The organism is Comamonas sp. CAH-2 (assembly GCF_009668305.1).
In the GTDB taxonomy this organism is placed as follows: Bacteria; Pseudomonadota; Gammaproteobacteria; order Burkholderiales; family Burkholderiaceae_C; genus Comamonas; species Comamonas aquatica.
Window position 1 is genome coordinate 81,680 of record NZ_VSWF01000008.1, and the last position, 25,605, is coordinate 107,284.

The 25,605-nt window shown below is 66.1% G+C and carries 25 protein-coding genes and 1 tRNA gene; 11 read left to right on the forward strand and 15 right to left on the reverse strand.

Going from position 1 to position 25,605, the window contains the following annotated elements:
• Positions 1-99: 99 nt before the first annotated feature.
• From FYM52_RS07435 to FYM52_RS07445, 3 genes are all read right to left on the reverse strand, one after another.
• Positions 100-3,780 carry a response regulator gene (locus tag FYM52_RS07435; RefSeq protein ID WP_154163633.1) on the reverse strand — a complete coding sequence of 1,227 codons (3,681 nt, stop codon included), beginning with the start codon at positions 3,778-3,780 and terminating at the stop codon, positions 100-102.
• Between the two features lie 74 nt (positions 3,781-3,854).
• On the reverse strand, positions 3,855-4,235 hold the full coding sequence (locus tag FYM52_RS07440; protein ID WP_045266572.1) for a hypothetical protein: 381 nt from the start codon (positions 4,233-4,235) through the stop codon (positions 3,855-3,857).
• Positions 4,236-4,507: 272 nt separating this feature from the next.
• The gene (locus tag FYM52_RS07445; RefSeq protein ID WP_154163634.1) at positions 4,508-5,431 is read right to left on the reverse strand and encodes an alpha/beta fold hydrolase; all 924 of its coding nucleotides are present in this window, start codon (positions 5,429-5,431) and stop codon (positions 4,508-4,510) included.
• Between the two features lie 86 nt (positions 5,432-5,517).
• On the opposite strand from FYM52_RS07445, the gene FYM52_RS07450 reads away from it, so the two are divergent.
• The 3 genes from FYM52_RS07450 (at position 5,518) to plsY (ending at position 7,932) form a co-directional block, all read left to right on the forward strand.
• A complete protein-coding gene (locus FYM52_RS07450; RefSeq protein WP_043386117.1) occupies positions 5,518-6,576 on the forward strand; it encodes an aldo/keto reductase in 1,059 nt (352 codons plus the stop codon).
• A 97-nt stretch (positions 6,577-6,673) separates the two neighbouring features.
• Positions 6,674-7,171, forward strand: coding sequence for a Cys-tRNA(Pro) deacylase (gene ybaK / locus FYM52_RS07455; RefSeq protein ID WP_043386120.1), 498 nt, complete (start codon positions 6,674-6,676; stop codon positions 7,169-7,171).
• A gap of 80 nt (positions 7,172-7,251) precedes the next feature.
• Positions 7,252-7,932, forward strand: a complete 681-nt coding sequence (gene plsY / locus FYM52_RS07460) for a glycerol-3-phosphate 1-O-acyltransferase PlsY (protein ID WP_042413161.1) — start codon at positions 7,252-7,254, stop codon at positions 7,930-7,932.
• Positions 7,933-8,041: 109 nt separating this feature from the next.
• Here the strand turns inward: plsY and FYM52_RS07465 are convergent, their stop codons facing one another.
• Genes FYM52_RS07465 through FYM52_RS07475 form a run of 3 tightly spaced genes read right to left on the reverse strand, consistent with a single transcriptional unit; the run spans position 8,042 to position 10,275 of the window.
• Positions 8,042-9,085 (reverse strand): HD-GYP domain-containing protein, encoded by a 1,044-nt coding sequence (locus FYM52_RS07465; protein ID WP_154163635.1) that lies wholly within the window; start codon positions 9,083-9,085, stop codon positions 8,042-8,044.
• A 3-nt stretch (positions 9,086-9,088) separates the two neighbouring features.
• The gene (locus FYM52_RS07470; RefSeq protein ID WP_154163636.1) at positions 9,089-9,739 is read right to left on the reverse strand and encodes a TIGR02281 family clan AA aspartic protease; all 651 of its coding nucleotides are present in this window, start codon (positions 9,737-9,739) and stop codon (positions 9,089-9,091) included.
• 50 nt (positions 9,740-9,789) lie between these two features.
• Positions 9,790-10,275: a YajQ family cyclic di-GMP-binding protein gene (locus FYM52_RS07475; RefSeq protein WP_043386137.1), complete on the reverse strand. Its 486-nt coding sequence runs from the start codon at positions 10,273-10,275 to the stop codon at positions 9,790-9,792.
• An 86-nt stretch (positions 10,276-10,361) separates the two neighbouring features.
• Here FYM52_RS07475 and murB point away from each other — a divergent pair, with 86 nt between their 5' ends.
• Positions 10,362-11,441: a UDP-N-acetylmuramate dehydrogenase gene (gene murB, locus FYM52_RS07480; RefSeq protein WP_045266578.1), complete on the forward strand. Its 1,080-nt coding sequence runs from the start codon at positions 10,362-10,364 to the stop codon at positions 11,439-11,441.
• Positions 11,442-11,525: 84 nt separating this feature from the next.
• Here the strand turns inward: murB and FYM52_RS07485 are convergent, their stop codons facing one another.
• The 9 genes from FYM52_RS07485 to FYM52_RS07525 all read right to left on the reverse strand — a co-directional run bounded on the left by FYM52_RS07485 (position 11,526) and on the right by FYM52_RS07525 (position 18,266).
• Positions 11,526-11,768 (reverse strand): hypothetical protein, encoded by a 243-nt coding sequence (locus tag FYM52_RS07485; RefSeq protein WP_042413139.1) that lies wholly within the window; start codon positions 11,766-11,768, stop codon positions 11,526-11,528.
• Positions 11,769-11,929: 161 nt separating this feature from the next.
• Complete coding sequence (locus FYM52_RS07490; protein ID WP_154163637.1) at positions 11,930-12,706, reverse strand: ABC transporter ATP-binding protein; 777 nt, start codon at positions 12,704-12,706, stop codon at positions 11,930-11,932.
• A gap of 21 nt (positions 12,707-12,727) precedes the next feature.
• Complete coding sequence (locus tag FYM52_RS07495; protein WP_042413135.1) at positions 12,728-13,441, reverse strand: ABC transporter permease; 714 nt, start codon at positions 13,439-13,441, stop codon at positions 12,728-12,730.
• Positions 13,438-14,124, reverse strand: a complete 687-nt coding sequence (locus FYM52_RS07500) for an ABC transporter permease (RefSeq protein ID WP_042413133.1) — start codon at positions 14,122-14,124, stop codon at positions 13,438-13,440. The genes FYM52_RS07495 and FYM52_RS07500 overlap by 4 nt, the downstream gene beginning before the upstream one ends.
• A gap of 76 nt (positions 14,125-14,200) precedes the next feature.
• On the reverse strand, positions 14,201-14,965 hold the full coding sequence (locus tag FYM52_RS07505; RefSeq protein ID WP_043386147.1) for a transporter substrate-binding domain-containing protein: 765 nt from the start codon (positions 14,963-14,965) through the stop codon (positions 14,201-14,203).
• Between the two features lie 229 nt (positions 14,966-15,194).
• Positions 15,195-16,532 carry an argininosuccinate synthase gene (gene argG, locus FYM52_RS07510; protein ID WP_154163638.1) on the reverse strand — a complete coding sequence of 446 codons (1,338 nt, stop codon included), beginning with the start codon at positions 16,530-16,532 and terminating at the stop codon, positions 15,195-15,197.
• A 94-nt stretch (positions 16,533-16,626) separates the two neighbouring features.
• On the reverse strand, positions 16,627-16,944 hold the full coding sequence (locus tag FYM52_RS07515; RefSeq protein ID WP_042413154.1) for a pyrimidine/purine nucleoside phosphorylase: 318 nt from the start codon (positions 16,942-16,944) through the stop codon (positions 16,627-16,629).
• A 123-nt stretch (positions 16,945-17,067) separates the two neighbouring features.
• On the reverse strand, positions 17,068-17,784 hold the full coding sequence (locus FYM52_RS07520; protein WP_154163639.1) for a glycine zipper 2TM domain-containing protein: 717 nt from the start codon (positions 17,782-17,784) through the stop codon (positions 17,068-17,070).
• A gap of 113 nt (positions 17,785-17,897) precedes the next feature.
• Positions 17,898-18,266: an arsenate reductase gene (locus tag FYM52_RS07525; protein WP_154163640.1), complete on the reverse strand. Its 369-nt coding sequence runs from the start codon at positions 18,264-18,266 to the stop codon at positions 17,898-17,900.
• A 47-nt stretch (positions 18,267-18,313) separates the two neighbouring features.
• Between FYM52_RS07525 and folC the strand changes: the two genes are divergently transcribed.
• The 7 genes from folC to FYM52_RS07560 all read left to right on the forward strand — a co-directional run bounded on the left by folC (position 18,314) and on the right by FYM52_RS07560 (position 25,582).
• Positions 18,314-19,639, forward strand: coding sequence for a bifunctional tetrahydrofolate synthase/dihydrofolate synthase (gene folC / locus FYM52_RS07530; protein WP_043386156.1), 1,326 nt, complete (start codon positions 18,314-18,316; stop codon positions 19,637-19,639).
• 23 nt (positions 19,640-19,662) lie between these two features.
• The gene (locus FYM52_RS07535) at positions 19,663-20,517 is read left to right on the forward strand and encodes an SPOR domain-containing protein (protein WP_154163641.1); all 855 of its coding nucleotides are present in this window, start codon (positions 19,663-19,665) and stop codon (positions 20,515-20,517) included.
• A 37-nt stretch (positions 20,518-20,554) separates the two neighbouring features.
• Positions 20,555-21,046 carry a CvpA family protein gene (locus FYM52_RS07540; protein WP_042413124.1) on the forward strand — a complete coding sequence of 164 codons (492 nt, stop codon included), beginning with the start codon at positions 20,555-20,557 and terminating at the stop codon, positions 21,044-21,046.
• A gap of 83 nt (positions 21,047-21,129) precedes the next feature.
• Positions 21,130-22,638 (forward strand): amidophosphoribosyltransferase, encoded by a 1,509-nt coding sequence (gene purF, locus FYM52_RS07545; RefSeq protein WP_042413122.1) that lies wholly within the window; start codon positions 21,130-21,132, stop codon positions 22,636-22,638.
• Positions 22,639-22,828: 190 nt separating this feature from the next.
• Positions 22,829-24,043 carry an O-succinylhomoserine sulfhydrylase gene (locus tag FYM52_RS07550; protein ID WP_162524673.1) on the forward strand — a complete coding sequence of 405 codons (1,215 nt, stop codon included), beginning with the start codon at positions 22,829-22,831 and terminating at the stop codon, positions 24,041-24,043.
• Positions 24,040-25,446, forward strand: a complete 1,407-nt coding sequence (gene gltX / locus FYM52_RS07555) for a glutamate--tRNA ligase (RefSeq protein WP_154163643.1) — start codon at positions 24,040-24,042, stop codon at positions 25,444-25,446. Before FYM52_RS07550 ends, gltX begins: the two co-directional genes overlap by 4 nt.
• Positions 25,447-25,506: 60 nt before the next feature.
• Positions 25,507-25,582: transfer RNA gene (locus tag FYM52_RS07560), tRNA-Ala, on the forward strand.
• The last annotated feature ends 23 nt before the right edge of the window (positions 25,583-25,605 follow it).

A 25,605-nucleotide genomic window follows, 5' to 3' on the forward strand; every position in this document is an offset into this window, starting at 1 on the left:
TCACGGCGATTCCGGCGAAATGTAGGAGGCAACCGCTGTTTGTAAAGTGTTGTATTTTTTGTGACGAACGGGCGCAGGGTCACGGCCTGTGGTGGCCGATCAGGGGATTTGGACGAAGCGGCGCACCACGGCCAGCAGCTCGTTGGGGGAATAGGGCTTGGTCAGAAACGCCTGTGCTCCCAGGTCGATCGCCTGGTGGCTGACCGGGCCGGCGCTGTGGGCAGTCAGCATGACCACGGGCAGGCGCTGGAAGCGCTCGGTCGCGCGCAGGCGGCGCAGCAGTTCCAGGCCGTCCATGTCCGGCATCTCGATGTCGGCAATCAGCAGTGCTGGCACTTCGCCGTTTTCCAGCGTGTGCAAGGCCTGCAGGCCGTCCTCGGCGGTTTCCACGCGGTAGCCGCTGGACTGCAGCAGGTGCTGGGCCAGGCGGCGCACGCTCAGCGAGTCATCGGCCAGCAGCACCAGGGGACGTAGCGGTTCGGCCTCGCTGGACGGCGGCGGCGCGGCGTGGCCTTGCTGTGCCAACTGGCGCGCCTCATGGGCCCCCAGCACGGCGGCAGGGTCGTAGACCTGCAGCACCTGGCCGCTGGGCTGCGTGGCAATCCCCAGCAGACCGGGCACCGGCACGGCCAGCTCTGCCGGCGCCTGCAGGGTGACCTCCTGCGTGCCCAGGATTTCGTCCACCAGCAAGCCCCAGCGCGCGGTGTCGCTGCGCACGATCAGCAGGCTGCGCGTGCCGTCGAGGGCAGGCTCCAGGCTGCGCGCAGATTGCTGCCAGACGGCCCCGGCCCAGTACAAAGGCAGCGGGCCGGTGGCCTCGTCGTTCAGCATGCCCTGTGCCAGCGCCTGTTCGGCCACGGCGGCCGGCACGCGGCGCACGCTTTCCAGGGCACGCGCCGGCAGGGCCACGCGCCAGCTGCCGGCACGCAGGGCCAGCACCTGCTCGACCTGGGGGGGCGCGGGCAGGCAGATGTCAAAGCAGCAGCCCTGCCCCGCAGTGCTGCTGATGCGCAGACTGCCGCCCAGCTGGGCGATGGTGTCGGCGACCACGTCCATGCCAATGCCGCGGCCCGCCAGCTCGGTGACGGCCGTGGCCGTGCTCAGGCCTGGGTGCAGGATCAGGGCGGCGGCCCGGTCGTTGTCCACCACCGCGTCGGCGGGCAGCAGGCCCAGGGCCTGGGCCTTGCTGCGGATGGCGGGTACATCCAGGCCGCGGCCATCGTCCTGCAGGCGCAGGATCTGCTGCGTGCCCTGGGTGTGCACGCTGAGCTGGATGCGCCCGGTCTCCGGCTTGCCGGCGGCGCTGCGCTGTGCGGGTGTTTCCAGGCCGTGGGCCACGCAGTTGCGCAGCAGGTGCTCCAGCGCAGGGGTCAGGGCATCGGCCACGCTGCGCTCCAGCAGGGCCTCACCGTCCTGCCAGACCAGCTCCACGGTCTTGGCGGTGTCCTGTGCGGCCAGCTGCACGCAGCTGTCCAGGCGCTCCTGCCAGTGGCTCAGCGGCACCAGGCGGGCGTACAGCAGCGTGTGCTGCAAGGCCCGCAGGTGGCCGCCCTGGGTGTTCAGTGCGTTGTGGGTGTCGGCCAGGCTGTGCTGCAGCTGCTGGTGCACGGTGTCCGCGTCGTCGGTGCAGCGGTCCAGGGCCTGCACCAGGGCGTGCAGTTCTTCGTGCCACTCGTAGGGCAGCTCCAGGTCGCCGTGCAGCATCAAGGTGTCGGCCCAGGCGGCGCAGTCCTTGATGTGGTGGCGCAGCTGTTGCAGGCCGCTGGCCAGGGCGTGGAGGCTCAACTGGCTGGCGGCCAGGGCGCTGCTGCCCGCGTCGTGCGTGGCCCACAGCGCCTGGGCGTGGCGCGTGACGGTGTCCAGCGGGTTGTGCTGCCAGCGCTGGGCAAGGCGCTCGGGGTGGCGGTCGGCCATCTCCTGCTGCAGGGCGACAAAGGCGATGCGCAAGGCCTCCAGCGGTGGCTGCAGCGAAGCCGGGCCGCGCGGGCCGACCTCGGACTGCACTTCCAGGGCCAGGCCCTCCAGCGCGTGCACCTGGCTGGCCCAGGCCATGGCCCCTGCCAGGCGTGCACTGCCCTTGAGGGTGTGCAGGCAGCGCAGCACGGTCTGGCGCGCCACGCTGTCGGTGGGGGTCTGCAGCCACTGCTTGAGCGCCGCCTGCAGCCGCGGCCAGACGGCCAGCATTTCCTCTTCAAAGACGGAGAAATGCATGGCATCGAGCACGGGGGCGGCATGGGCCGGTTCCACGGCCGGCTCGGCCAGGGTGTCGGCTGCGGCGGAGGCTTGTGATGGGGTGTCCGTGTCCGCAGCGGTGGTGTCGTCCTGCGCCTGTGCGTCCGGGGCGGTGTCCACAGCGGCCGGCAGGGCGTCCTGTGGCGTGCTGGGTACGGGCAGGCTGGCGTACAGCTGGTGCAAGGCCTCCATCACCTGCGGGTGGGCGCGGCGCAGAAAGCCAGCCGCGAACTGGTGCAGCAGGCGGCGCATTTCGTCGCTGGCGTGCTGGCAGCTTTGCCGCTGGGCCGGGCTGGCCTGTGCAGGCATGCGCTGCAGGCAGCGCTGCAGCAGGTGCGCGAGCGATGCGATTTCGGTGCAGCCCGAGGACCAGGCCAGGTGGGACAGGGCCTGGGCCAGGGCGTCGGTGTCGGGGTGCAGCGCGCTGGCCGGGTCGGCGCGCCAGGCGTTGATGCGGGCTTCCAGCTCTTGCGACAACAGCTCGGCCTCTTGCAGGAAGGCCAGATCGGGCTCGATCTGCGCGGTGCTGGCCAGGCCTTGGCCCAGCGAGGCCGTGGGCAGGATTTCCGGGGCGGCCTGGAAGGCCGGCAGGCTGGGCGGTGGCGGCGCCACAGGGGCTGGTGCCGGTGGCGGGCTGGCTGGGGCGTCGGCGCTGGCGGTATCGGTGTCGGGCGGCGGCGCTTCGGCCCCTGGGGCGCAGTGCTGCTGCACCCGGGCCAGCGTGGGCGGCAGGCTGGCGCCGCGCTGCGTGGCACAGGCCAGGGCCTGGGCGCAGAAGAACTGCAGATCGCGCAGCAGCGCCGGCGGTGGCGCGGACTGGCCCTTGGCGTAGCTGGCGTAGTGCGACAGCAGCCGCGAGGCCAGGCGCTTGGCGTAGATGTCCAGCTCCAGCAGCTCCTGCTCCAGGCTCTCCAGCCAGGCGGCCGCCAGTTGCCAGACGGTGCCGTCCAGCGCGTGGGCGGCCAGGCCCAGGCTGGCGGCCCGCAACGGCTGGCAGCTGGACAGGCTGGAGGCCTGCAGCAGGGCCAGCGTGTGCTGGTCCCAGACGGCGCGCACCCCCACGCTGGGGGCCACGGCGGGCACGTCCTCGGGCGCGGGCAGCGAGGTCTGGGGCCAGGGGTCATCCCAGAGGTCGGCCGGGTGGGCCGTGTCCTTGCCGCCCAGCTTGATCAGCGCGCGGTAGCTGGGAAACAGGGTGTGGGGGGAGGTGGGCTCGGCGTTCTCCAGGGCCTGCACGAAGCGCTGCGCATCGCGGGCCGCCAGGGCCAGCAGTTCCCCGGTCTTGCCGGGCAGGGGCTCGCCGCCCGCGCTCAGCTGCTGCAGCGGTGCCCGCAGACCCTGCATGAAGGCCGCCAGGCCCTGCAGGCCCAGCACCCTGGAGGCATTGCCCAGCTGCTGCAGCACCTGCTGGGCTTGCATCGCCTGCATGGCATCGGCTGGGGGCAGCAGCTGCGCCACGTCGCTGGCCATGGCGGCCATGGCGGGCAGGAGCAACTGGCGCGGGTCCAGCGGGGCAGGGGAGGCAGTGGGCTGCGCGGTCTCGGTCATGGGCAAACGGGGCGCGGAACGGGCGGTCGTGGCAAAGCTGGAACTATAGGCCGCGCCAGCGGGCGCGCCGGGGCTTATTCGACAAACTTTCCGTGTTGCTTGTGGCGCTGGCGCACGCCCTTGCGCACGAACATCTCCACCCCGCCCAGCACGATGAAGGGCTGCTGCATGTCGCCACCCAGGTGGGCGGCCAGGCGCTGGGGTAGCGCGGCCAGCAGCGCCTGCACGCTGCGTGCGTCGGGGCTGTCCAGCTGCTGCTGGGTGCTGAGGAAGTCCTGCAGGTAGGCGCGCACCTCGGTCTCCAGCTGAGCCACCGTGGTGGGCGCGCCCACGTACTGCGGCTGGCCGGAGCCGCTGACTTCGGTGCCGTAGACATAGCAGCCGATGTAGTCGCGGAAGGTTTCGCCCACGTCCGGGCCTTTGGTGAGTTTGCGCAACAGGTCAGTGAGCCACATGGCAGCAGGCTTTCAGGGAAGGCACACGCAAAAACAAGAGCGGCTTGCGCATGCGGATCAAGGATTCTGGGCATAAATGTACCGTAAAGCCTTGAAATGCCAGCGCAGGCAGCTTCTGATTTAGAGCTGCTGGCGCGACCCAGCCCATGGGAGATGGACGGCCGGGACGCGGTGCGCAGCATCAGGCAGCAGGTCCTTGCGATAAGGCACTGCCTGGGCGTCTGCAGGCGGGGGCGTCGCCCGCAGCGGTCGCCTTGGCCGCCACCCTGACTTCAGGCGCGGCAGAAATCCTCGATGCGCCGGGCCACCTGCTGCGGCTGGTCGTGGTGCAGCATGTGGCCGGCATCCTCGATGCGGCCGATCTCGCAGCGTGGCACGGACTGCAGGCGGGCGTGGTATTCGGCCAGGTCGAAGCGGTCCTTCCACCACTGGCCCAGGCTGTCGTCGCTGGCTTCCAGGGCCAGCACCGGTGCGGTGATGGCCGCGTAGTGCGCCAGCACCTCGTCCACACGAAACAACAGGGGGTTGACCACCTTGTGCGCGGCATCGCCCAGGATGGCCCAGCGCCCCTGCGCATCGGGGGCGGCCCATTCGTGCGCCAGCCACAAGGCCTTGTCGGCATCCAGGCGGCGGTTGGTCTTGCGCAGGCGCGCGGCCACGTCCTGGACGCTGTCGTAGGTCTTGAGCTGGATGGCGCCGGCGCGCAGCTGCTGCAGCTCGTCCAGCCACTGGCCCATGCGGGCCGGGGCCTGCTGCGGGCGCGTGGCCGGCAGCCCGAAGCCTTCCAGGTTCACCAGGCGGCGGATGCGCGCCGGCCGGGCGCCCGCGTACAGCATGGCTACGTTGCCGCCCATGCTGTGGCCGACCAGGTCCACGGCCTGGCCGTCCGGGGCGTAGTGGTCCAGCAGCGCGTCCAGGTCGCCCAGGTAGTCGGCAAAGCTGTAGTGGTCGCAGGGCGCGGGCGGCAGGCTGTGGCCAAAGCCGCGCCAGTCCGGCGCGATGATGTGGCGGCCGCGGTAGAAATCGGCACTGAAGGCATCGACCACGAACTGGTAGGACGCGCCCACGTCCATCCAGCCGTGCAGCAGCACCAGCGGTGGCACGCCGGCCTGGGGCTGGCCCCAGGTGCGCACGCGGTAGCGCAGGTGGCGCAGAGGCAGGTCGATGGGGGTGGCGGGGCGCAAAACGGTGTACATGGCCCAATTATTGGGGGCTTGCCGCGTGACCGCAGTCAAGGCCGCGACGGGGCGCACTACACTTTGCAGCCATGAACACTGCAGCGATGAACCCCGTGCGGCTGGGCCGCAGCGACCTGATGGTCAGTCCGATCTGCCTGGGCACCATGACCTTTGGCGAACAGGTGAGCGAGGCCGATGCCTTTGCCATCATGGACCGCGCGCTGGAGCGCGGCGTGAATTTCTGGGACACGGCCGAGATGTACGCCGTGCCGGCACGCCAGGAGACCTATGGCGCGACCGAGCGCATCATCGGCCGCTGGTTCCAGGCGCGCCCCGGGGCCCGCCAGCAGGTGGTGCTGGCCAGCAAGGTGGCAGGCCCCTCGCGCGGCATGCCGTGGATCCGCGACGGCCAGGGCATGACGGCGGCGGACATCGTCGCTTCCTGCGAGGGCAGCCTGCGCCGCCTGCAGACCGAGGTGATCGATCTCTACCAGATCCACTGGCCCGAGCGCCATGTGCCGGCCTTCGGCAACCTGTACTACGACCCGGCCAAGGAAGTCACGCAGACCTCCATCCACACGCAGCTGGAGACCCTGGCCAAGCTGGTTCAGCAGGGCAAGGTGCGTGCGATCGGCCTGTCCAACGAAACCCCGTATGGCGTGCACGAGTTCGTGCGCCTGGCCGAGCAGCACGGCCTGCCGCGCGTGGCCAGCGTGCAGAACCCGTACTGCCTGATCAACCGCAGCTGGGAAAACGGCATGGACGAAAGCTGCCACCGCCTGGATGTGGGCCTGCTGGCCTATTCGCCGCTGGGCATCGGCCTGCTGACCGGCAAGTACGACGCCGGTGGTACCACCGGCCCGCGAGCACCCCAGGGCACCCGCCTGTCCTACCCCTCGGTGCAAAAGCAGCGCTGGGGCCGGCCCGAGGCGCTGGATGCCGCCCGCGTCTACAACCACCTGGCGCGCACGCACGGCCTGACGCCCACGCAACTGGCGCTGGCCTTCTGTTACCGCAACTGGCGCGTGGCCAGCACCATCATCGGTGTGACCAGCCTGGCCCAGCTCGAGGACAACCTCGACGCCTGGAGCGTGACGCTGACCCCCGAGCTGCTGGAGCAGATCGACCTGTACCGCTGGAAGTACCGCGACCCGGGCCAGTGAGCCTGGTGTGGGGCCCGGCAGGTCCGGGCCCACACCAGCCGGGTCGGCGGCGTGCCAGGCGCGCCGCTGCGTTGTTTCTTGGATTGCTGAGCTAGCCATGGCCAAAAAAGACAAAGTCCATGTGAGTGAAACCCCGGCCACCCAGTGGCTCAAGGCCCACCGAGTGGCTTTCACCGAGCACCCCTATGACTATGTGGAGCACGGCGGCACCACGGAATCCGCACGCCAGCTGGGGCTGGACGAGCACACCGTGGTCAAGACCCTGGTCATGCAGGACCAGGACGCCAAGCCGCTGATCGTGCTGATGCACGGCGACTGCACGGTCTCGACCAAGAACCTGGCGCGCCAGATCGGCGCCAAGAGCGTGGAGCCGTGCAAGCCCGAGGTGGCCAACCGCCACAGCGGTTACCTGGTGGGCGGCACGTCGCCGTTCGGCACGCGCAAGGCCCTGCCGGTCTACATCGAGCAGAGCATCCTGGATTTGCCGCGCATCGCCATCAATGGCGGGCGCCGCGGCTTTCTGGTGCAGCTCGATCCCCGGGTTTGTGTGGAGCTGCTGGGCGCCCAGCCCGTGCAATGCGCGCTGGCACAATAGCGCCTTTGCCGGTTCCGCACGCACGTGCGTAACCCACCGACACCACAAGGCCTGCCCACCCGCAGGCAAGGATTGCAGTCTTGAACGCCTTACTTCCCGTTGTGGCCGCTGTTGCGGCCTATTTGATTGGCTCGCTGTCGTTTGCGGTGATCGTCAGCTCGCTCATGGGCCTGAACGATCCGCGCACCTACGGCAGCGGCAACCCCGGTGCCACGAACGTGCTGCGCTCCGGCAGCAAGGCCGCTGCAGCGCTGACCCTGCTGCTGGATGCGGTCAAGGGCCTGGTGCCCGTGCTGCTGGTCCGGCTGCTGGGCCCCGACTATGGCCTGCACGAGGGCACGCTGGCCCTGGTGGCCATCGCCGCCTTCCTGGGCCATTTGTTCCCGGTGTTCTTCAAGTTCAAGGGCGGCAAGGGCGTGGCGACGGCGCTGGGCGTGCTGCTGGGCCTCAGCGGCTGGCTGGGCCTGTTCGTGCTGCTAACCTGGTTGGCGGTGGCCTTCACCACGCGCTACTCGTCGCTGTCGGCCCTGGTGGCGGCGGTGCTGGCGCCCGTCTACTACATCCTGCTGGGCGGCAGCCTGTGGACCTATGACAAGCCGGTGCTGCTGGCAGTGATCGCCATGTCGGCCCTGCTGCTGTGGCGCCATGCGCAGAACATCGGCCGCCTGCTCAAGGGCCAGGAAAGCAAGATCGGCAGCAAGAAGGACAAGGCCGCCACGGCGCCCGCTGCCCCGGCCTCCAAATCCAAGCGCAAGCATTGATATGCATGAAATTGGCCTTCAGCCCTTGTCCATTCAGCGCTGACAGCTATCTAATTTCAAACAAAAAGCCGCACCCCGTGCGGCTTTTTTTGTGGGCCCGGCGTGCCCTTCAGCGCATGCCCGGCATGGTCACCAGCTGCTGCATGCCGTCGCTGAAGCGGGCGGCATACATGCCCAGGCGCACCAGGGTGCGGTGGTCGATCTGCAGCGTCACCTCGGTCGAGGGCAGGGCATGGCTGATGCGCAAGGCCTGGCCGTCCAGGGCCAGCAGCTCTGGCTGGCGCAGGGCCACCTTGCGCGCATCCAGCAGCTTGGCCACCAAGGGCTGGCCCACCTGCGGGGTGCGGCGCAGCACCACGGCGGTCTCCCCCGTGGACAGGGCCACGTAGACGCCCGGCGGGAACAGGCCCACGCTGCGGATCAGCGCCTCCCCGGCTTGCTCGTACAGCTTGGACTGCGGGCCGGTCACGGCCTGCACCGATTCGGCCACGCTGCGGCCTGCGCGGTTGCGGCGCGGGCTGATCATGGCCGCATAGCGGTCGCAGGTGGCCAGGATGCGCGCCAGCCGCTCGGCCGGCGGTTGCTGCTCCAGCGGTTCGCGGGCGCTGGTGTTGATGTGGTGCAGGCCGACCACATCCAGCCACAGCGGATCGGCCACGCCCAGCTCCTCCAGCAGGCGGCGCCCCTCGCTGGGGTGCAGGCGGATGGATTCCTGCTGGGCCACGCTGGGCCGCTCGCGCTGCAGGGCCAGCTGGTCCTGCAGCGCGGTCATGCCGACGTTCATGGTGAAGGCCGCCTGGACCAGGGCGTTGCGCTCGTGCGGCGGCAGTTGGAACTCGTAGGCCAGGATGTGGCCCAGGGTGGCGCAGACCAGGGCGTGCGATGCGCTGTAGCCCACGGTGGAGCTGCCAGCCAGCTGGAACATCAGGTACAGCGCGCTGTCGCTGTCGTGGGCGATCAGCTCCTGCAGCCAGGTGTCGAGCTGGGCGATTTTGTGCGGCAACTGCTGGATCAGCGCCGGGCGCGCCAGCAGCAGGCCCAGGGACGCTTCGAGGTCGGACCACAGGCCCAGCAGGTCTTGGTAGGGAGCTTCGTCCTCCACCCGGCTGCTCAGCGGCAGGGGGGAGGGCACAAAGGGTGGCACGGTGGGCATGGCTCAGCGTTGCTCCAGCACCATTTCATTGCCCTGGCGCGTCATGTGCAGCTGGGACAGAAAGCTGTTGCCCAGCAGCACGAACGGCATGGGCTGGGGGCTGACCACGGCATCCACGCCGTAGACGGTGATGTCGCCCACGCGCACGGTGTCCAGGCGGATGTGCCAGCCCTGGGTGTTGCCGTTGGCGGTGCGGACCATGACCGGGCGGCCTTTTTCGAAGTTCAGCCCCAGGCGTTCGGCATCGGCCTGGCCAATGCCGATGGCGGTGGCCCCGGTGTCCACCATGTACTGCATGGGCTTGTTGTTGATGAAGCCGCTGTCGCGGAAGTGGCCGCGGCTGTCGGCGCGCAGCACGACCTTGCGGTTGCCGCTGGGCAGGCCCTGGCCCACGCTGACCGGCGAGGCACCCAGGTGCAGGGTCTGGCGCTGGCCCTGCACTTCCACCACGGCGCTGTCGCTGAGCACCTGCACCACGCGCACGCCCTGCAGGCTGTCATTCGGCCCCAGGGCCTTGGGCGGGGCGCCGTTGATGATGAGCAGTGCCTTGCTGCCCATCACCCCGGTCAGGGCCACGGACTGCGCATGACCCACCAGGGTCTGGGAGGCCGCCAGCAAGGCCAGGGCCGTGGGCAGAAAGCGAAGGGTCAGCATAGTGATCGGTCAGACTGCGCAGAAGGAGCCTCAGTCTAACGGAGCACCGCTCAGTCGCGGAAGTTGTTAAAAGACAGCGGGTGATCGGCCAGGTCCTTGCGGATCAGGGCCATGGCGGCTTGCAGGTCGTCGCGCTTGGCGCCGGTGACGCGCACGGCATCGCCCTGGATGGCGGCCTGCACCTTCAGCTTGCTGTCCTTGATGAGCTTTTGCAGCTTCTTGGCCAGTTCGGCCTCGATGCCGTTTTTGATCTTCACGGTCTGCTTGACCTTGTCGCCGCCCATCTTCTGGCTGGGCTGGATGTCCATGAAGCGCACGTCCACGTTGCGCTTGGTCAGCTTGTTGCGCAGGATGTCCTCGACCTGCTGCAGTTGGAAGTCGGCATCGCCGAACAGGGTGATTTCCTTGTCCTTGAGTTCGATGCCGGCCGAGGTGCCCTTGAAGTCGAAGCGGGTGCCAATTTCCTTGGCGGTGTTGTCGACGGCGTTCTTGACTTCGACGAAATCGGCTTCCAGCACGGTGTCAAACGATGGCATGGCATATCTTTCTAAAACGGGGTGTTGGCAAAGCACTTGCAGTGCCCGGCAGGCAGGTGCGGGGGCACAGTGCGACAATCTCGGGGATGTTAGTCGAGAAAAATACCCCCCTGCAGGACTGCAACACCTTCGGCATCGTGGCCAGCGCGGACACCCTGGTGCGCATTCGCAGCACCGCGGATGTGCTGGAGTTCGTGCGCAGCGACCTCTACCGTGGCCGCAAGGTCTTCGTCCTGGGTGGGGGCAGCAATATTGTCCTGACCGGGGATGTGGTGGACGCCGTGGTGCTGAAGATGGAGGTACCCGGCATCGCTTTGGTTGCGGAGACCGACAGCCACTGGATCATCGAGGCCGGCGCCGGCGTGCGCTGGCACGACCTGGTGGCGTGGACCATTGCCCACGGCTACCCCGGGCTGGAAAATCTGGCCCTGGTGCCTGGCACGGTGGGCGCTGCGCCGGTGCAGAACATCGGGGCTTACGGGGTGGAGCTGCAGGATCGCTTTCACGAGTTGGACGCCGTGGACCTGGTGCAGGCCCAGACCTTCACCTTGAATGCAGCGCAGTGCGCCTTTGGCTACCGCGATTCCATCTTCAAGCACCCGCCAGCCGCTCCGGCCGGCACGCCGGTGGCCAAGGCCCAGGGGCTGGGGCTGGCCGGGCGCGCCGTGATCACGGCGGTGCGCTTTGCCCTGTCCAAGCACTGGAAGCCCGAGCTGGGCTATCTGGACCTCCAGCGCAAGCAGGCCGAAGAAGGGGTGGAGCACCCCAGTGCCCAGCAGATCTTCGACTGGGTGTGTGCCATCCGCCGCGCCAAGCTGCCGGACCCGGCCGTGGTCGGCAATGCCGGCAGCTTCTTCAAGAACCCCACGGTGACGGAAGACCAGTGCCGCGACATCATTGCGCGCGAACCCAAGATCGTGCACTACCCGATGCCCGACGGCAGCATCAAGCTGGCCGCTGGCTGGATGATCGATGCCTGTGGCTGGAAGGGCAAGGCTGTGGGCAACGCCGGGGTGTACGACAAGCAGGCGCTGGTGCTGGTGAACCGCGGCACCGGGGCCACCAGCGTCACCGGCGGTGAGGTCATGACCCTGGCACGCGCCATCCAGACCAGCGTCTACGAGCGCTTCGGCATCCGCCTGGAGGCCGAGCCCGTGGTGGTGTGAGGGCGGCTGTCTGCGCCCACAAAAAAAGCGCTGCAGATGCAGCGCTTTTTTGCGGGTGCCTCTGAACAGGCGCAGGGCCTGTGCTCAGGCCAGCGATTTTTGCTTCATCCACTCGCAGGCCTGTTGCGCGGCATAGGCGATGGCCCGGTCTGCCGACTGGAACAGGGGGGTGAAGGTGAAAAAACGCTGGGTGCGGCTGGTGCCTTCCCCACTGTCCACCGTCAATTGGGCGTGAAAGCGACCATCGGCTTCCGGCAGGGCCTTGGGCTCGAAGGTGAAGCGGTCAATCGTGATGGTGTGCGAGGGGTGTGTTGGAATGTTCGACATTTTGTCTCTCCCTTCTTGGTGTCATATCCATACGCAGGTGCGTCTGTACATGATAGGGATAGAGCGTGACAAGCAAAAAATGTTCCCCGTTTTTTGTGTGGTACATCAAAAATCGGGGGGAAGCCTGCATGCCATAGCGTCGAACGGGCGACGCCTACCAGCTACTTCAAGCTGCCGGAGAGGAACTTCGCCAGGCGCTCGCTCTGCGGATTGCTGAGCACACTGCGCGGGTCGCCCTGTTCTTCGATCAGTCCCTGGTGCAGGAACACTACGTGGTTGGAGACCTCGCGGGCAAAACCGATTTCGTGGGTCACCACCACCATGGTGCGGCCTTCCTGGGCCAGCACCTGCATCACCCGCAGCACCTCGCCCACCAGTTCGGGGTCGAGCGCGCTGGTGGGTTCGTCGAACAGCATCACCTCGGGCTCGACCGCCAGGGCGCGGGCAATCGCCACGCGCTGCTGCTGGCCACCGCTCATGTGGTTGGGCCAGGTGTCCTCGCGGTTTTCCAGGCCCACCAGCTTCAGGTACTTGCGGGCGCGTTCCACGGCTTCGTCCTTGGCAATGCCGAGCACGTGCACCGGGGCCTCGATGATGTTCTGCAGCACGGTCTTGTGCGCCCACAGGTTGAAGTGCTGGAACACCATGGCCAGCTTGGTGCGCATCATCTGCAGCTGCTTGGGGTTGACGGGCTCCAGCTCGCCGTTGCGGCCGGGCTTGAGCTGCAGCTCCTCGCCGGCGACCACGATCCGGCCCTGCTGGGGTTTTTCCAGCAGGTTGATGCAGCGCAGCAGCGTGGATTTGCCCGAGCCGGAGCTGCCGATCAGGCTGATGACGTCACCGGCCTTGGCCGTCAGCGTCACGCCCTTGAGCACATGGTTGCTGCCATAGCTCTTGTGGATACCTTCGGCTTGAAGTTTGTATGCAGTGGATGTCATGGGTGCAAAGCGTGTGCGTTGTCAGTGCGTGCGGGGCGCGAGGTAGGCCAGAAAGCGCTTTTCCAGCAGGCGGAAGAAGCCGATCAGCGCAAAGGTCACGCACAGGTAGATGGCGGCGGCGGCCAGGTAGGCCTCGAACGGCAGGTAGTAGTCGGAGTAGATGCGGCTGGCCACGGCGGTCACATCGGTCAGCGCCGGCACCACACTGGCCAGGCTGGTGGAGTGCAGCATCATCACGGCCTCGTTGCAGTACGGCGGCAGCGTGCGGCGCAGGGCGCTGGGCAGCACGATGCGGTGCATGATCTGCCAGCGGCTCATGCCCATGGCGCGCGCGGCCTCGACCTCGCCGGGGTTGGTTTCGCGGATGGCGCCAGCCAGCATCTCGGCCGTGTAGCCGGCCGTGTTCAGTGCGAACGCCAGCAGGGCGCAGAAGAATGGCTCCTTGAAGTGCGTCCAGGGCCAGACATCGTCCCAGCGTGTCTGGATCCATTCGAGCTGTGCCAGGCCGTAGTAGATCAGGTAGACCTGGATCAGCAGGGGCGTGCCGCGCACAAAGTAGGTGAAGGCGCCCACCAGCTTTTCCAGCACCAGGTTGCCGCTGGTCAGCGCCAGGGCGCCCAGCAGGGCCAGCACGCAGCCAATGCCCAGGCTGGACAGCAGCAGCCACAGCGTGGTCAGCAGGCCCTGGCCGTACATCGCCAGGTGCTCGGGTTGGAAGATGATGTCCCAGCTCATAACTGCACCTTTTCCGTGCCCAGGCTGTAGCGGGCATTCAGGCGCTTGAGCACCCACAGCGAGATGCTGGTGAAGACGAGGTATAGACCGGCCGCAAACAGCAGGAAGACAAAGGGTTCGCGCGTGGCAGCGCTGGCTTGTTTGGCCAGGTAGGTCATGTCGTGCAGTCCGATCAGGCTGACCAGGGCTGTGGCCTTGATCAGGACCAGCCAGTTGTTGGTGAAGCCGGGCAGGGCGTAGCGCACCATCTGTGGCAGCGTGATGCGCACAAAGGTCTGCAGCGGCGTCATGCCAAATGCCCAGGCGGCCTCCATCTGGCCGCGGGGAATCGACAGGATGGCGCCGCGGAAGGTTTCGGTCATGTAGGCGCCGTAGATGAAGCCCAGGGTGGCCACGCCGGCGACGAAGGGGTTCAGGTCCAGGGTGAAGTCCGAGCCGATGGATTCAAAGAAGCTGTTGATGCCGATCGCGGCGCCGTAAAAAATCAGCAGCATCAGCACCAGTTCCGGGATGCCGCGCACCACGGTGGTGTAGACCGTCGAAATCCAGACCAGGGGCTTCTTGCCGGACAGCTTGGCCGTGGCGCCCAGCAGTCCCAGCACGGTCGAGACGGCCAGAGATGCCAGGGACACGGCCACGGTGAGCAGGGCCCCTTGCAGGATGGATAGGTAGTAATCGCTCATGCGTGCGGACGCTTTTCCTAAACAACACTGCCCGCCGCCGGCATGGCCGGACAGCGGGCAGTGGCAGCTTCAACGCTTAGTTGCCGTAGGGGTCGAAGTCGAAGTACTTCTTGGCAATGGTGTTGTAGGTGCCATTGCTGCGGATCGTCTTGATGGCCGCATTGATCTGCTCCTTCAGCTCCTTCTGACCCTTGCGCATGCCAATGCCGATGCCGTCGCCATAGTACTTGGTTTCGTACTGGTCATGGCCGACGTAGCCGTAGTCCTTGCCCTCGGGCTTGCGCAGGAAGCCGCCATGCACTTCCACCTTGTCGGCCACGGTGCCATCGAGGCGGCCGGCGTTGATGTCCAGGTAGACCTGGTCCTGGGCTTCGTAAGGCACCACGGTCACGCCGGCGGGCTTGAGCTCACCCATGGCCCACTTTTCCTGGGTGCTGCCCTTGAGCACGCCGATGCGCTTGCCCTTGAGCGAGGCGGGGCCGGTATAGGGCGTGCCCTTCTTCACCACGATGGCGCTGGGGGTCTTGTAGTAGCGGTCGGAGAAGTCGATCACGCGCTTGCGCTCTTCCGTGATGGACAGCGAGCTGACGATCACGTCGTACTTGCGGGCCTGCAGGCCGGGGATCATGCTGTCCCACACCTGTTCGACGAACACGCAGTTGCGCTTGAGTTCGGCGCAGATGGCGTTGGCCACGTCCACGTCAAAGCCCGTGGGCTTGCCGTCGGGGGTCTTGTAGGTGAACGGTTCGTAGGTCGGGTCGATGGCGACCTTCAGGTCGGCGGCCTGTGCCACCGTCGCGCATGCGGCCAGCAAGGCCAAGCCCAGAAACTTCTTTGCCATACCAGTCTTCCTTGTCTGTGAGGGAGGAGTGCTTGGTCAGTGCACGATGCATGCCAAGGTGCAGAGCATTTTAGGAGGCGCGATTGCCCGCAATCCGGAGTTTCTTTGCGAATGTTGCGGGTTTGCGGCAGATATGTGACGCCGCGCCAGGCATTCAGGCACAAAAAAGCCGCTGGTAACAGCGGCTTGGCGGGGACTTGGCGTGAACGCCAAGCCGATGCTAGGGCAATTACTGCTTGTCGTTGCCCAGTTGGGGCAGGGCGTTGGCGCTGCTCACGCTCAGCAGGCCGGCCTTGGAGTAGATGGCCAGCTTCTCGCGGGTGTCGATCAGGTCCAGGTTGCGCATGGTCAGCTGGCCGATGCGGTCTGTGGGGCTGAACGGTGCGTCCTCGACCTTTTCCATGGACAGGCGCTCGGGCGCGTAGGTCAGGTTGGGCGACTCGGTGTTCAGGATGGAGTAGTCGTTGCCGCGGCGCAGCTCCAGCGTCACGGTGCCGGTCACGGCGCGGGCCACCCAGCGCTGCGAGGCTTCGCGCAGCATGATGGCCTGGGGGTCGAACCAGCGGCCCTGGTACAGCAGGCGGCCCAGCTTCAGGCCGTTGATGCGGTACTGCTCGATGGTGTCTTCGTTGTGGATGCCGGTCACCAGGCGTTCGTAGGCGATGTGCAGCAGGGCCATGCCGGGGGCTTCGTAGATGCCGCGGCTCTTGGCTTCGATGATGCGGTTCTCGATTTGGTCGCTCATGCCCAGGCCGTGGCGACCGCCGATGCGGTTCAGTTCCAGGAACATGGTCACGGGGTCGGCGATTTCTTGACCGTTGACGGCCACGGGGCGGCCTTCGTCGAAGGTGATCGAGACTTCCTCGGCCTTGACTTCCACCTCAGGCTTCCAGAAGGCCACGCCCATGATGGGGTTGACAATGCGGATGCCGCTGTTCAGGTGCTCCAGGTCCTTGGCTTCGTGGGTGGCGCCCAGCATGTTGGAGTCGGTGGAGTAGGCCTTCTCGGCCGACATCTTGTAGCCGAAGCCTTCCTTGGTCATGAAGGCCGACATTTCGGCGCGGCCGCCCAGCTCATCGATGAAGGTGTTGTCCAGCCAGGGCTTGTAGATCTTCAGCGCAGGGTTGGTCAGCAGGCCGTAGCGGTAGAAACGCTCGATGTCGTTGCCCTTGAAGGTCGAGCCGTCGCCCCAGATGTGGACGTCGTCTTCCTTCATGGCCGCCACCAGCATGGTGCCGGTCACGGCGCGGCCCAGGGGGGTGGTGTTGAAGTAGGTGATGCCGCCGGTGGAGATGTGGAAGGCGCCGGCCTGGATGGCGGCAATGCCTTCGTTGGCCAGCTGGGGGCGGCAGTCGATCAGGCGGGCCTTTTCTGCGCCGTATTCCATCGCCTTGCGGGGAATTTCGTCGTAGTCGGCTTCGTCGGGCTGGCCCAGGTTGGCCGTGTAGGCGTAGGGCAGGGCACCCTTGTTCTTCATCCAGCGCAGGGCGGCGGAGGTGTCCAGGCCGCCGGAGAAGGCGATGCCGACCTTTTGGCCGACGGGTACGGATTGCAGAATGGTTTCCATGAGATTCTCTCTAAATGAATAGCTGCCAGCGCTTGATGAATAAGGGCCAGGGGCTAAAAAGGCTTGAAATTCAGATCGACCGGACGCCCGGGGCTCAGGCGTAGTGGCAGATGTAGTGGTACGCCTCGGTCACGCGGATGTCGAACTTGGAGTTCGCGGGAATGTGGAAGCTCTCGCCGGCCGAGGATTGCTTCCACTCATCGCTGCCGTCGAGCTTGTATTCGCAGGCGCCGCCCACGCATTCCATGATTTCTGCCGCTGCCGTGCCAAAGGTCAATGTGGCAGGCAACACCACGCCCACCGACTTCTTGGTGCCATCGGCCAGGGTGAAGCTGTGGCTGACGCACTTGCCGTCAAAGTAAACATTGGCTTTGGTGGTCAGGGTGACGCCAGAAAATTGCTCGGTGGTCATGGGAAATGCGCAGTCGCGGAAGTTGGGATCGAAGCCGGGCATTTTAGGCCAGCTGTGGGGCGCTTGGGGTTTTGGCGCCCGCCTGCAAACAAGCCCCTGGATCAGGGGCTTGGTGTGCATGCCTCAGCGCCAGTAGTAGGGCGGAGGCGGTGGTGGGCGGTGTCCGTGCGGCGGGCGCTGCGGGTAGCCGCCGATGTCCACGATGACCGGGATCGCTGGTTGCGGCGAGCTGTAGGTGATGCTTTCCGTCACCACGCCGCCGGCCGGTGCGGACTGGTAGGTCCCGTTGGGGTCCACAAACTGCGCAGCGCCAGCCGGGTTGCTGCTGTAGCGGCCCTGGGGTTGCACGCTGATGGGCATCCAGGGGCCGGGGTCGTGGTCCAGCCGCGTGGTGTAGCGGCGGCCCGCATATTCATAGGTCACGTCGTAGCCCAGGGTGCGGTTTTGATACACCGTCTCGTTGGTGCAGCGGCGCACGGTCTGGTAGTCGGGCGGGCTGTTGGCGCTTTCCAACTGGTGGCCTATCAGGCCGCCGGCTATCGCGCCCACGGCCGTGGTGGCGCCCCGGTTGGAGCCCTGGTAGTGGCCGCGCGTGCCGTAGCGCTCCCCATGTCCCAGGGCATTGCCTGCCACACCGCCGACGATGGCGCCCACCACGGCGCCCGTGCCCGTGGTGCGGGCGCCGCTGTAGACCTGGGCATCTTCGCAAAATTGCTGGGGAATGCCGACCTGCTGGACGACGGGCACGGCAGACAGCACGCGGGCGCGCTCTTGGGCCATGGCGCCGCCGCAGGCCAGGCCGGCCGCCGCTGTGCAGATGAACCAATGTGTGAGTGCCATAACTTGCTCCTTGCGATACCTGTCACCGGTGGTGGTGCGCTGCCTGCAGTGTAGGCCTGGCGGGTGAATGCCTGCTCACGGGCCGGTCAATGCCGCCTCAGGCGCTGGGCTGCTTACAGGCCCAGTGCGGTGGCCCAGGCGTCGGCCTGGAAGCCGACAGTGATGCGCCCATCTGTCCATTCAACGACCGGGCGCTTGATCACGCTGACATGGGCCTGCAGCACCGCTGCAGCAGAGGCCTCGTCGATCACGCTGGCCTGGACGACCGGATCCAGCTTGCGCCAGGTGGTGCCTTGGCGGTTGGTCAGCTTCTCCCAGCCGACGGCCTGCATCCACGGCAGCAGCCGGTCGGCCGGCACGCCCTGTTTCTTGAAGTCGTGGAAGACATGCTCCAGGCCGTGTGCGTTCAGCCAGGCACGCGCTTTTTTCACAGTGTCACAGTTCGGGATGCCGTAAACACGAATAATCTTGGTGGTACTCATGGTGTAGATGATGCTGCAAGCTTGGGTGCGCGACAATCATGCCCCGTATGCACAGCACTTTCTCCACTCTTCCCGAATGGCTTGCGCACTGCGAGCACATCCATCCGCAAACCATCTCCATGGGCCTTGAGCGTGTGCGCAAAGTGGCCCAGCGCATGCAGTTGAAGTTTGAATGCCCCGTCATCACCGTGGCGGGGACCAATGGCAAGGGTTCGACCTGCGCCATGCTGGAGGCTGTGGCCCTGCAATCGGGCTACAAGCCCGGGGTCTACACCTCGCCGCACCTGGTGCATTTTGAAGAACGCTGCCGGATTCACGGAGAGATCGCCAAGGCGCAGGATTTCCTGCCGCACTTCGAGGCGGTCGAGGCCGCCCGCCTGCAAGGCGAAGCAGTGCTGCTGACGTATTTCGAGTTCACCACCCTGGCCATCCTGCGCATGCTGAGCACGGCCAAGCTGGACGTGGCGATCCTGGAGGTGGGCCTGGGCGGCCGCCTGGATGCCACCAACATCATCGACACCGATTGCGCCATCATCACCAGCGTGGACATCGACCACACGGCCTTGCTGGGCAACGACCGAGAGACCATCGGCCGCGAGAAGGCGGGGATCATGCGCGCGGGCCGCCCGGTGATCGTCAGCGACCCGGTGCCTCCGCAAAGCGTGATCGACTACGCCGCCGAGATCGGGGCCGACCTGTGGCGCTTTGGCAAGGACTTCAACTACGAGGGCGACAAGCAGCAGTGGGGCTGGGCCGGTCGTGGCCGGCGCTATGCCGGCCTTTCCTACCCCGCACTGCGCGGTGCCAACCAGCTGATGAATGCCTCGGGGGTGCTGGCCGCCTACGAGGCCTTGCGCGACCGCGTGCCCGTGACGGCGCAGGCCGTGCGCACGGGGCTGGCCATGGTGGAGCTGCCCGGGCGCTTCCAGATCATCCCGGGCCAGCCCACGCTGGTGCTGGATGTGGCGCACAACCCCCACTCGGTGGCGGCCCTGACTGCCAACCTGGATGCCATGGGCTATTACCCGACGACGCATGCCGTGTTTGGCGCCATGGCCGACAAGGATCTGGCGCCCATGCTGCTGAAGGTGGGGCCGTTGATCGACCGCTGGTATTTCACCGACCTGCCGACGGAGCGCGCCGAAAGCGCTGTGCACCTGCAGCAGAAGTGGAACGCCCTGCAGATGGTGGCGGGCGGCACACGCCGCGAGGTGCCGACCAGCTTGTATACCAGCCCGCAGGCGGCATTGACCGCCGCCGTACAGGCCGCGGACCCGGCTGATAGAATTGTGGTCTTTGGCTCGTTCTACACGGTCGGTGAGGTTTTGAAAGATGGGCCACCTCGCCTGCATGCCAAACATTTGGGCGAATAAGGTCCGCTACGCGACGCATCTTCATGGCACTTTTCAAATTCCGTTGGCCTGGTCAGAAAGACGAACGCGAGCAGGCGCCCATGCGGCGGTCCCGCGCAGCGCAGGCTGAAAGTGTGGACGACATGCGCCGCCGTGCGCGCCACCGCCTGATTGGTGCGGCGGTGCTGGTGGTGCTGGGGGTCATCGGATTTCCCCTGTTGTTCGACACCCAGCCGCGCCCCATTCCCGTGGACGTGCCGATCGAGATTCCCGACCGCAACCAGGTGGCACCGCTGATGGTGCCTGGCAGCCAGGCGCAAACGGATGCCAAGACGCCCGTGGCCCAGGCACCCGTGCAAGGCAATGCGCTGAGCGAGGGTGAAGAACTGGTGGTCAACGAGCCCGCACCGCTGGCCATGCCCAAGCCACCCGAGCCTCCACGTCTGGCCCCTGTGCCTGAACCAGTGGCCAAGCCCAAACCTGAACACAAGCCCGAGCCCAAGCCAGAACCGAAACCTGAGCCCAAGCCCGAGCCTAAGCCCACCCCCAAACCTGAGCCGGAGCCCAAGCCCGCGCCCAAACCGGCGACGAGCGAGGCCGAGCGTGCCCGTGCGCTGCTGGAGGGCCGCAGCCCTGTGGCCGAGGCGCCCAAGGCCGATGCGGCCAAGCAGGGGCGCTTCATCGTTCAGGTCGGGGCCTTTGCCGATGTGGCCAAAGCCAACGAGGTGCGCAGCAAGCTGGAGCGCTCGGGGCTGAAGACCTACACCCAGACGGTGGACACCAAGGATGGCAAGCGCACCCGCGTGCGGGTGGGGCCTTACGAGCAGCGTGGAGACGCCGACAAGGCCGCCGCGCGCATCAAGGGCCTGGGCCTGGCGGCTTCGGTGCTGACCTTGTGATGCCGGCCATCACGCACACGCGGAGCTGATCAGGCGGATGGCTGTTCTGGACGGAGTGTTGCTGGGCATCCTGCTGGTGTCCATGCTGCTGGGCGCCTGGCGGGGCCTGGTGTTTGAGCTGTTTTCCCTGGTCGGCTGGGTGGCGGGCTTTTTCATCGCCCGGCTGTTTGCCCCCGACGTGGCAGCCTGGCTGCCACTCGAGAGCTGGGACGACACGGTGCGCTATGGCGTGGGCTTTGTGCTGACGTTCGTGGTGGCGGTGTTTGCCTGGGGTCTGCTGAGTGCGCTGGCTAAGAAATTGATCGAGGTGGCAGGCCTGCGTCCGGTAGACCGCACATTGGGGGCTGTTTTCGGGCTGCTGCGTGCGGTGGTGCTGATCCTGGTGCTGGCGGTGGTGGTGGTGTCCACCTCGCTGCGCACCCAGGACTGGTGGACGCAGTCGGTGGCCGCGCCCTGGTTGGGCGATGCGGTTGCCAGCATCCTGCCGGCGCTCGATCTGCAGTGGGACCACCTGCTGCCGGGTACGTGAATGAGTGAGGGTGGCGCCTATGGCGGCGTCCACCTGCAAGCAAAGACCGCGGGAGCAATCCCGCAGATAGATGGAACGCGACTATGTGTGGAATCGTTGGTGTAGTCAGCACCGCGCCTGTGAATCAACTGATCTATGACGCTTTGCTGCTGTTGCAGCACCGCGGCCAGGATGCTGCCGGTATCGTCACCCAGCAAGAACGCAAGTTCTTCATGCACAAGGCCAAGGGCATGGTGCGCGACGTGTTTCGCACGCGCAATATGCGGGCGCTGCCCGGCAATGTGGGTCTGGGCCAGGTACGTTACCCCACCGCGGGCAATGCGGCCAGCGAGGAAGAGGCCCAGCCGTTTTACGTGAATGCGCCGTTTGGCATCGTGATGGTGCACAACGGCAACCTGACGAATGCCAAGCAGCTGCGCCAGGAACTGGCTGAGACCGACCACCGCCACACCAACACCGAGAGCGACTCCGAAGTGCTGCTCAACGTGCTGGCGCACGAAATCGGCCGTGCCACCAGTGGCGCGCCGCTGACGCCCGACGAGGTGTTCAAGGCCGTGCGTGCCGTGCACCAGCGCATCAAGGGCTCGTACGCCGTGATCGCGCTGATTGCTGGCTACGGCCTGCTGGCCTTCCGCGACCCCTTTGGTATCCGCCCGCTGTGCCTGGGCAAGTCGGCGGATGGCACCTACCTGCTGGCCAGCGAATCGGTGGCGCTGGAAGGCACGCTACACCAGTTCGAGCGCGACATTGCGCCCGGCGAGGCGGTGTTCATCACCAACGACGGCCAACTGCACACCGAGCAGTGCGCGGCCAAGAGCGAGCTGCACCCCTGCGTGTTCGAGTACGTTTACCTGGCGCGTCCGGACTCGACCATGGACGGCATCTCGGTCTACCAGGCACGGCTGAACATGGGTGAGACCCTGGCCAAGCGCGTGATCTCCACCGTGCCGCCCAGCGAGATCGATGCCATCATCCCGATCCCCGAATCCAGCCGCCCCAGCGCCATGCAGCTGGCGCAGCTGCTGGGCATTCCCTACCGCGAAGGCTTCGTCAAGAACCGCTACGTGGGCCGCACCTTCATCATGCCGGGCCAGGGCGCACGCAAGAAGTCGGTGCGCCAGAAGCTCAATGCCATCGGCAGCGAGTTCAAGGGCCGCAACGTGCTGCTGGTGGATGATTCCATCGTGCGCGGCACGACCTCCAAGGAAATCGTGCAGATGGCACGCGATGCCGGCGCCAACAAGGTGTACCTGGCTTCGGCCGCGCCACCCGTGCGCTACCCCAACGTCTACGGCATCGACATGCCCACCAAGTCCGAGCTGGTGGCCCATGGCCGCACGGTGGAAGAGATCCGCCAGGTCATCGGCTGCGACGCGCTGATCTACCAGGACGTGGAAGCGATGAAGCAGGCTGTGGGCAAGATCAACCCGGCGGTCAAGGGCTTTGAGGCGTCGTGCTTTGACGGCGTGTATGTGACGGGCGACATCTCGGAAGCCGAGGTGACCGCGCTGAACGAAGGCCGCAACGCCGGTGCCCAGGAAGAATCCGAAGACACCTCGCGCCTGTCGCTGCCTAACGCCCAGGAGCAGTAAGCAAATACCCGGGCGTGATAAGTCCGGGTGCACAATAAAAAGAGGAGCTGCTGGCGCAGGTTCTGCAAGCATTTCAAATGATTTCATATTTGAAGTGCTTGTTTGATCAGCGCAAGCTGCTCCTTTTTTCGAATAAAGCGCAGCATGCGGCATGGATCTGCCGCCACGACAAGAACAAGGAATCGTCACCGTGAACCATCGAACACTTCCCGAGGGCTTGCATCCCGACACATTGGCGGTGCGCGAGGCGCTGCCCCGCAGCCAGTGGGGCGAGCACTGCGAGGCGCTGTACATGACCAGCAGCTTCGTGCAGCCCGACTGTGAAACTGCGGCCCGCCGCTTTGCCGCCCAGGAAGACGGCTTTACCTACAGCCGCACCAGCAACCCCACGGTGACCAGCTTTGAAAAGCGCCTGGCCGCGATGGAGGGCACGGAATGCGCCGTGGCCACCAGCACCGGCATGTCGGCCATCCTGCTGGTGGCGCTGACCACGCTGAAGGCGGGCGACCATGTGATCTGCTCGCGCTCCATGTTCGGCTCCACCATCAAGCTGCTGGGCACGGAAATGGCGCGTTTCGGCGTCGAGACCAGCTTCGTCGCACAGACCGATGTGGCCGCGTGGCAGGCTGCCATCCAGCCCAACACCCGCCTGTTGTTTGCCGAAACCCCGACCAATCCGCTGACCGATCTGTGCGACATCACCGCGCTGGCGGAGCTGGCCCATGCCCACGGGGCGCTGCTGGCCGTGGACAACAGCTTTGCCACGCCCGTGCTGCAGCAGCCCGCCAAGCTGGGTGCCGACATCGTCGTGCATTCCGGCACCAAGTTCCTGGACGGCCAGGGCCGTGCCATGGTGGGGGCCGTGTGTGGCTCGGTGGCGTTGGTGGACAAGGTGATGGGCACCTTCCTGCGCAGCGGCGGGCTGAATGCCGCGCCGTACAACGCCTGGACCGTGATGAAGGGCCTGGAAACCCTGTCCTTGCGCGTCAAGGCGCAAAGTGCCGCCGCGCTGGAGCTGGCCACCTGGCTCGAGGCCCATCCCCAGGTGGCGCGGGTGTACTACCCGGGGCTGCAAAGCCATCCCCAGCACGCCCTGGCCATGCGCCAGCAAAATGGCCTCGGTGGTGCCGTGCTGTCGTTCGACGTGCACGGGCAGGGCGCCGAGGCCCTGCGCAAGAACGCTTTCCATGTGGTCGACCATACCCAGGTGTGTAGCATTACGGCCAACCTGGGCGACGTGAAGACCACCATCACCCACCCGGCCAGCACCTCGCACGGCCGCCTGACCGAAGAGCAGCGCCAGGCTGCCGGCATCGGCCAGGGCCTCATTCGCATTTCCGTGGGGTTGGAGCACCTGGACGACCTCAAGGCCGACCTGTCCCGCGGACTGGATACCTACCAATGACACAAAAAATACGTACCCGTTTTGCCCCTTCGCCCACCGGTTTCATCCACCTGGGCAACATCCGCTCGGCCCTGTACCCCTGGGCCTTCGCGCGCGCCAATGGTGGTGACTTCATCCTGCGCATCGAGGACACCGACCTGGAGCGCTCGACCCAGGCGTCCGTGGATGTGATCCTGGAAGGCATGCAGTGGCTGGAGCTGACCCACGATGAGGGACCGTTCTACCAGATGCAGCGCATGGACCGCTACAAGGAAGTGCTGGCACAGTTGCAGGCCGCTGGCCATGTCTATCCCTGCTACATGAGCATGGAAGAGCTGGACGCCCTGCGTGAAAAGCAGATGGCCGCCAAGGAAAAGCCGCGCTACGACGGCACCTGGCGCCCCGAGCCCGGCAAGGTGCTGCCGGCCATCCCCGAAGGCGTGAAGCCTGTGCTGCGCTTCAAGACCCCCAAGGACGGCGTGGTGGGCTGGGACGACAAGTGCAAGGGCCATATCGAGTTCCAGAACTCCGAGCTGGACGATCTGGTGATCGCCCGCCCCGACGGCACGCCCACGTACAACTTCTGCGTCTGTGTGGACGACATGGACATGCGCATCACCCACGTGATCCGCGGCGACGACCACGTCAACAACACCCCGCGCCAGATCCACATCTTCGAAGCCCTGGGTGCGACCGTGCCCGTGTTCGCCCACCTGCCCACCGTGCTGAACGAGCAGGGCGAGAAGATGAGCAAGCGCAACGGCGCCAAACCCGTGACGCAGTACCGCGAAGAAGGCTACCTGCCCGATGCCATGGTCAACTACTTGGCCCGCCTGGGCTGGAGCCACGGCGACGACGAGATCTTCTCGCGCCAGCAGTTCCTGGAATGGTTCAACCTGGACCATCTGGGGCGCAGCGCCGGCCAGTTCGACGAAGCCAAGCTGCGCTGGGTGAATGCCCAGCACCTGAAGACCATGGACGACACGGCGCTGGCAGCCAAGGTCAAGCCTTTTGTGATTCAAGCCGGTGTGTCGGAGGCAGCGCTCGATGCCGACGATCGCCTGGTGCGCATCGCTGCCTTGTTCAAGGACCGCTGCGAGACCCTGGTGGACCTGGCCCACTGGGCCAAGGTCTTCTATGTGGACGCCGTCGACCGCAATGCTGAGGATTACGCCAAGCACGTGACTGAAGCGGCGGTGCCGGTGCTCGATGCTTTCGCGGCAGCCATGGAAACCGTGGACTGGAACAAGGACGCGATTGCGGCTGCGATCAAGGACGTGCTCAAGGCCCAGGGGGTGAAAATGCCCGTATTGGCCATGCCGGTGCGCGTGTTGACCGTGGGTACGGCCCACACACCCTCGGTGGATGCGGTGCTGGAATTGCTGGGTCGCGAAAAAATTCTTTCGCGTTTGAAAAACCGCTAAAAACCTGTCTATAATTCGAGGCTCTGCACAACGCGACATATTAATGTTGTGTTGTCAAGAGGGGGTATAGCTCAGCTGGGAGAGCGCTTGCATGGCATGCAAGAGGTCATCGGTTCGATCCCGTTTACCTCCACCAAATTTTGACGGCTGGCTGCAAAG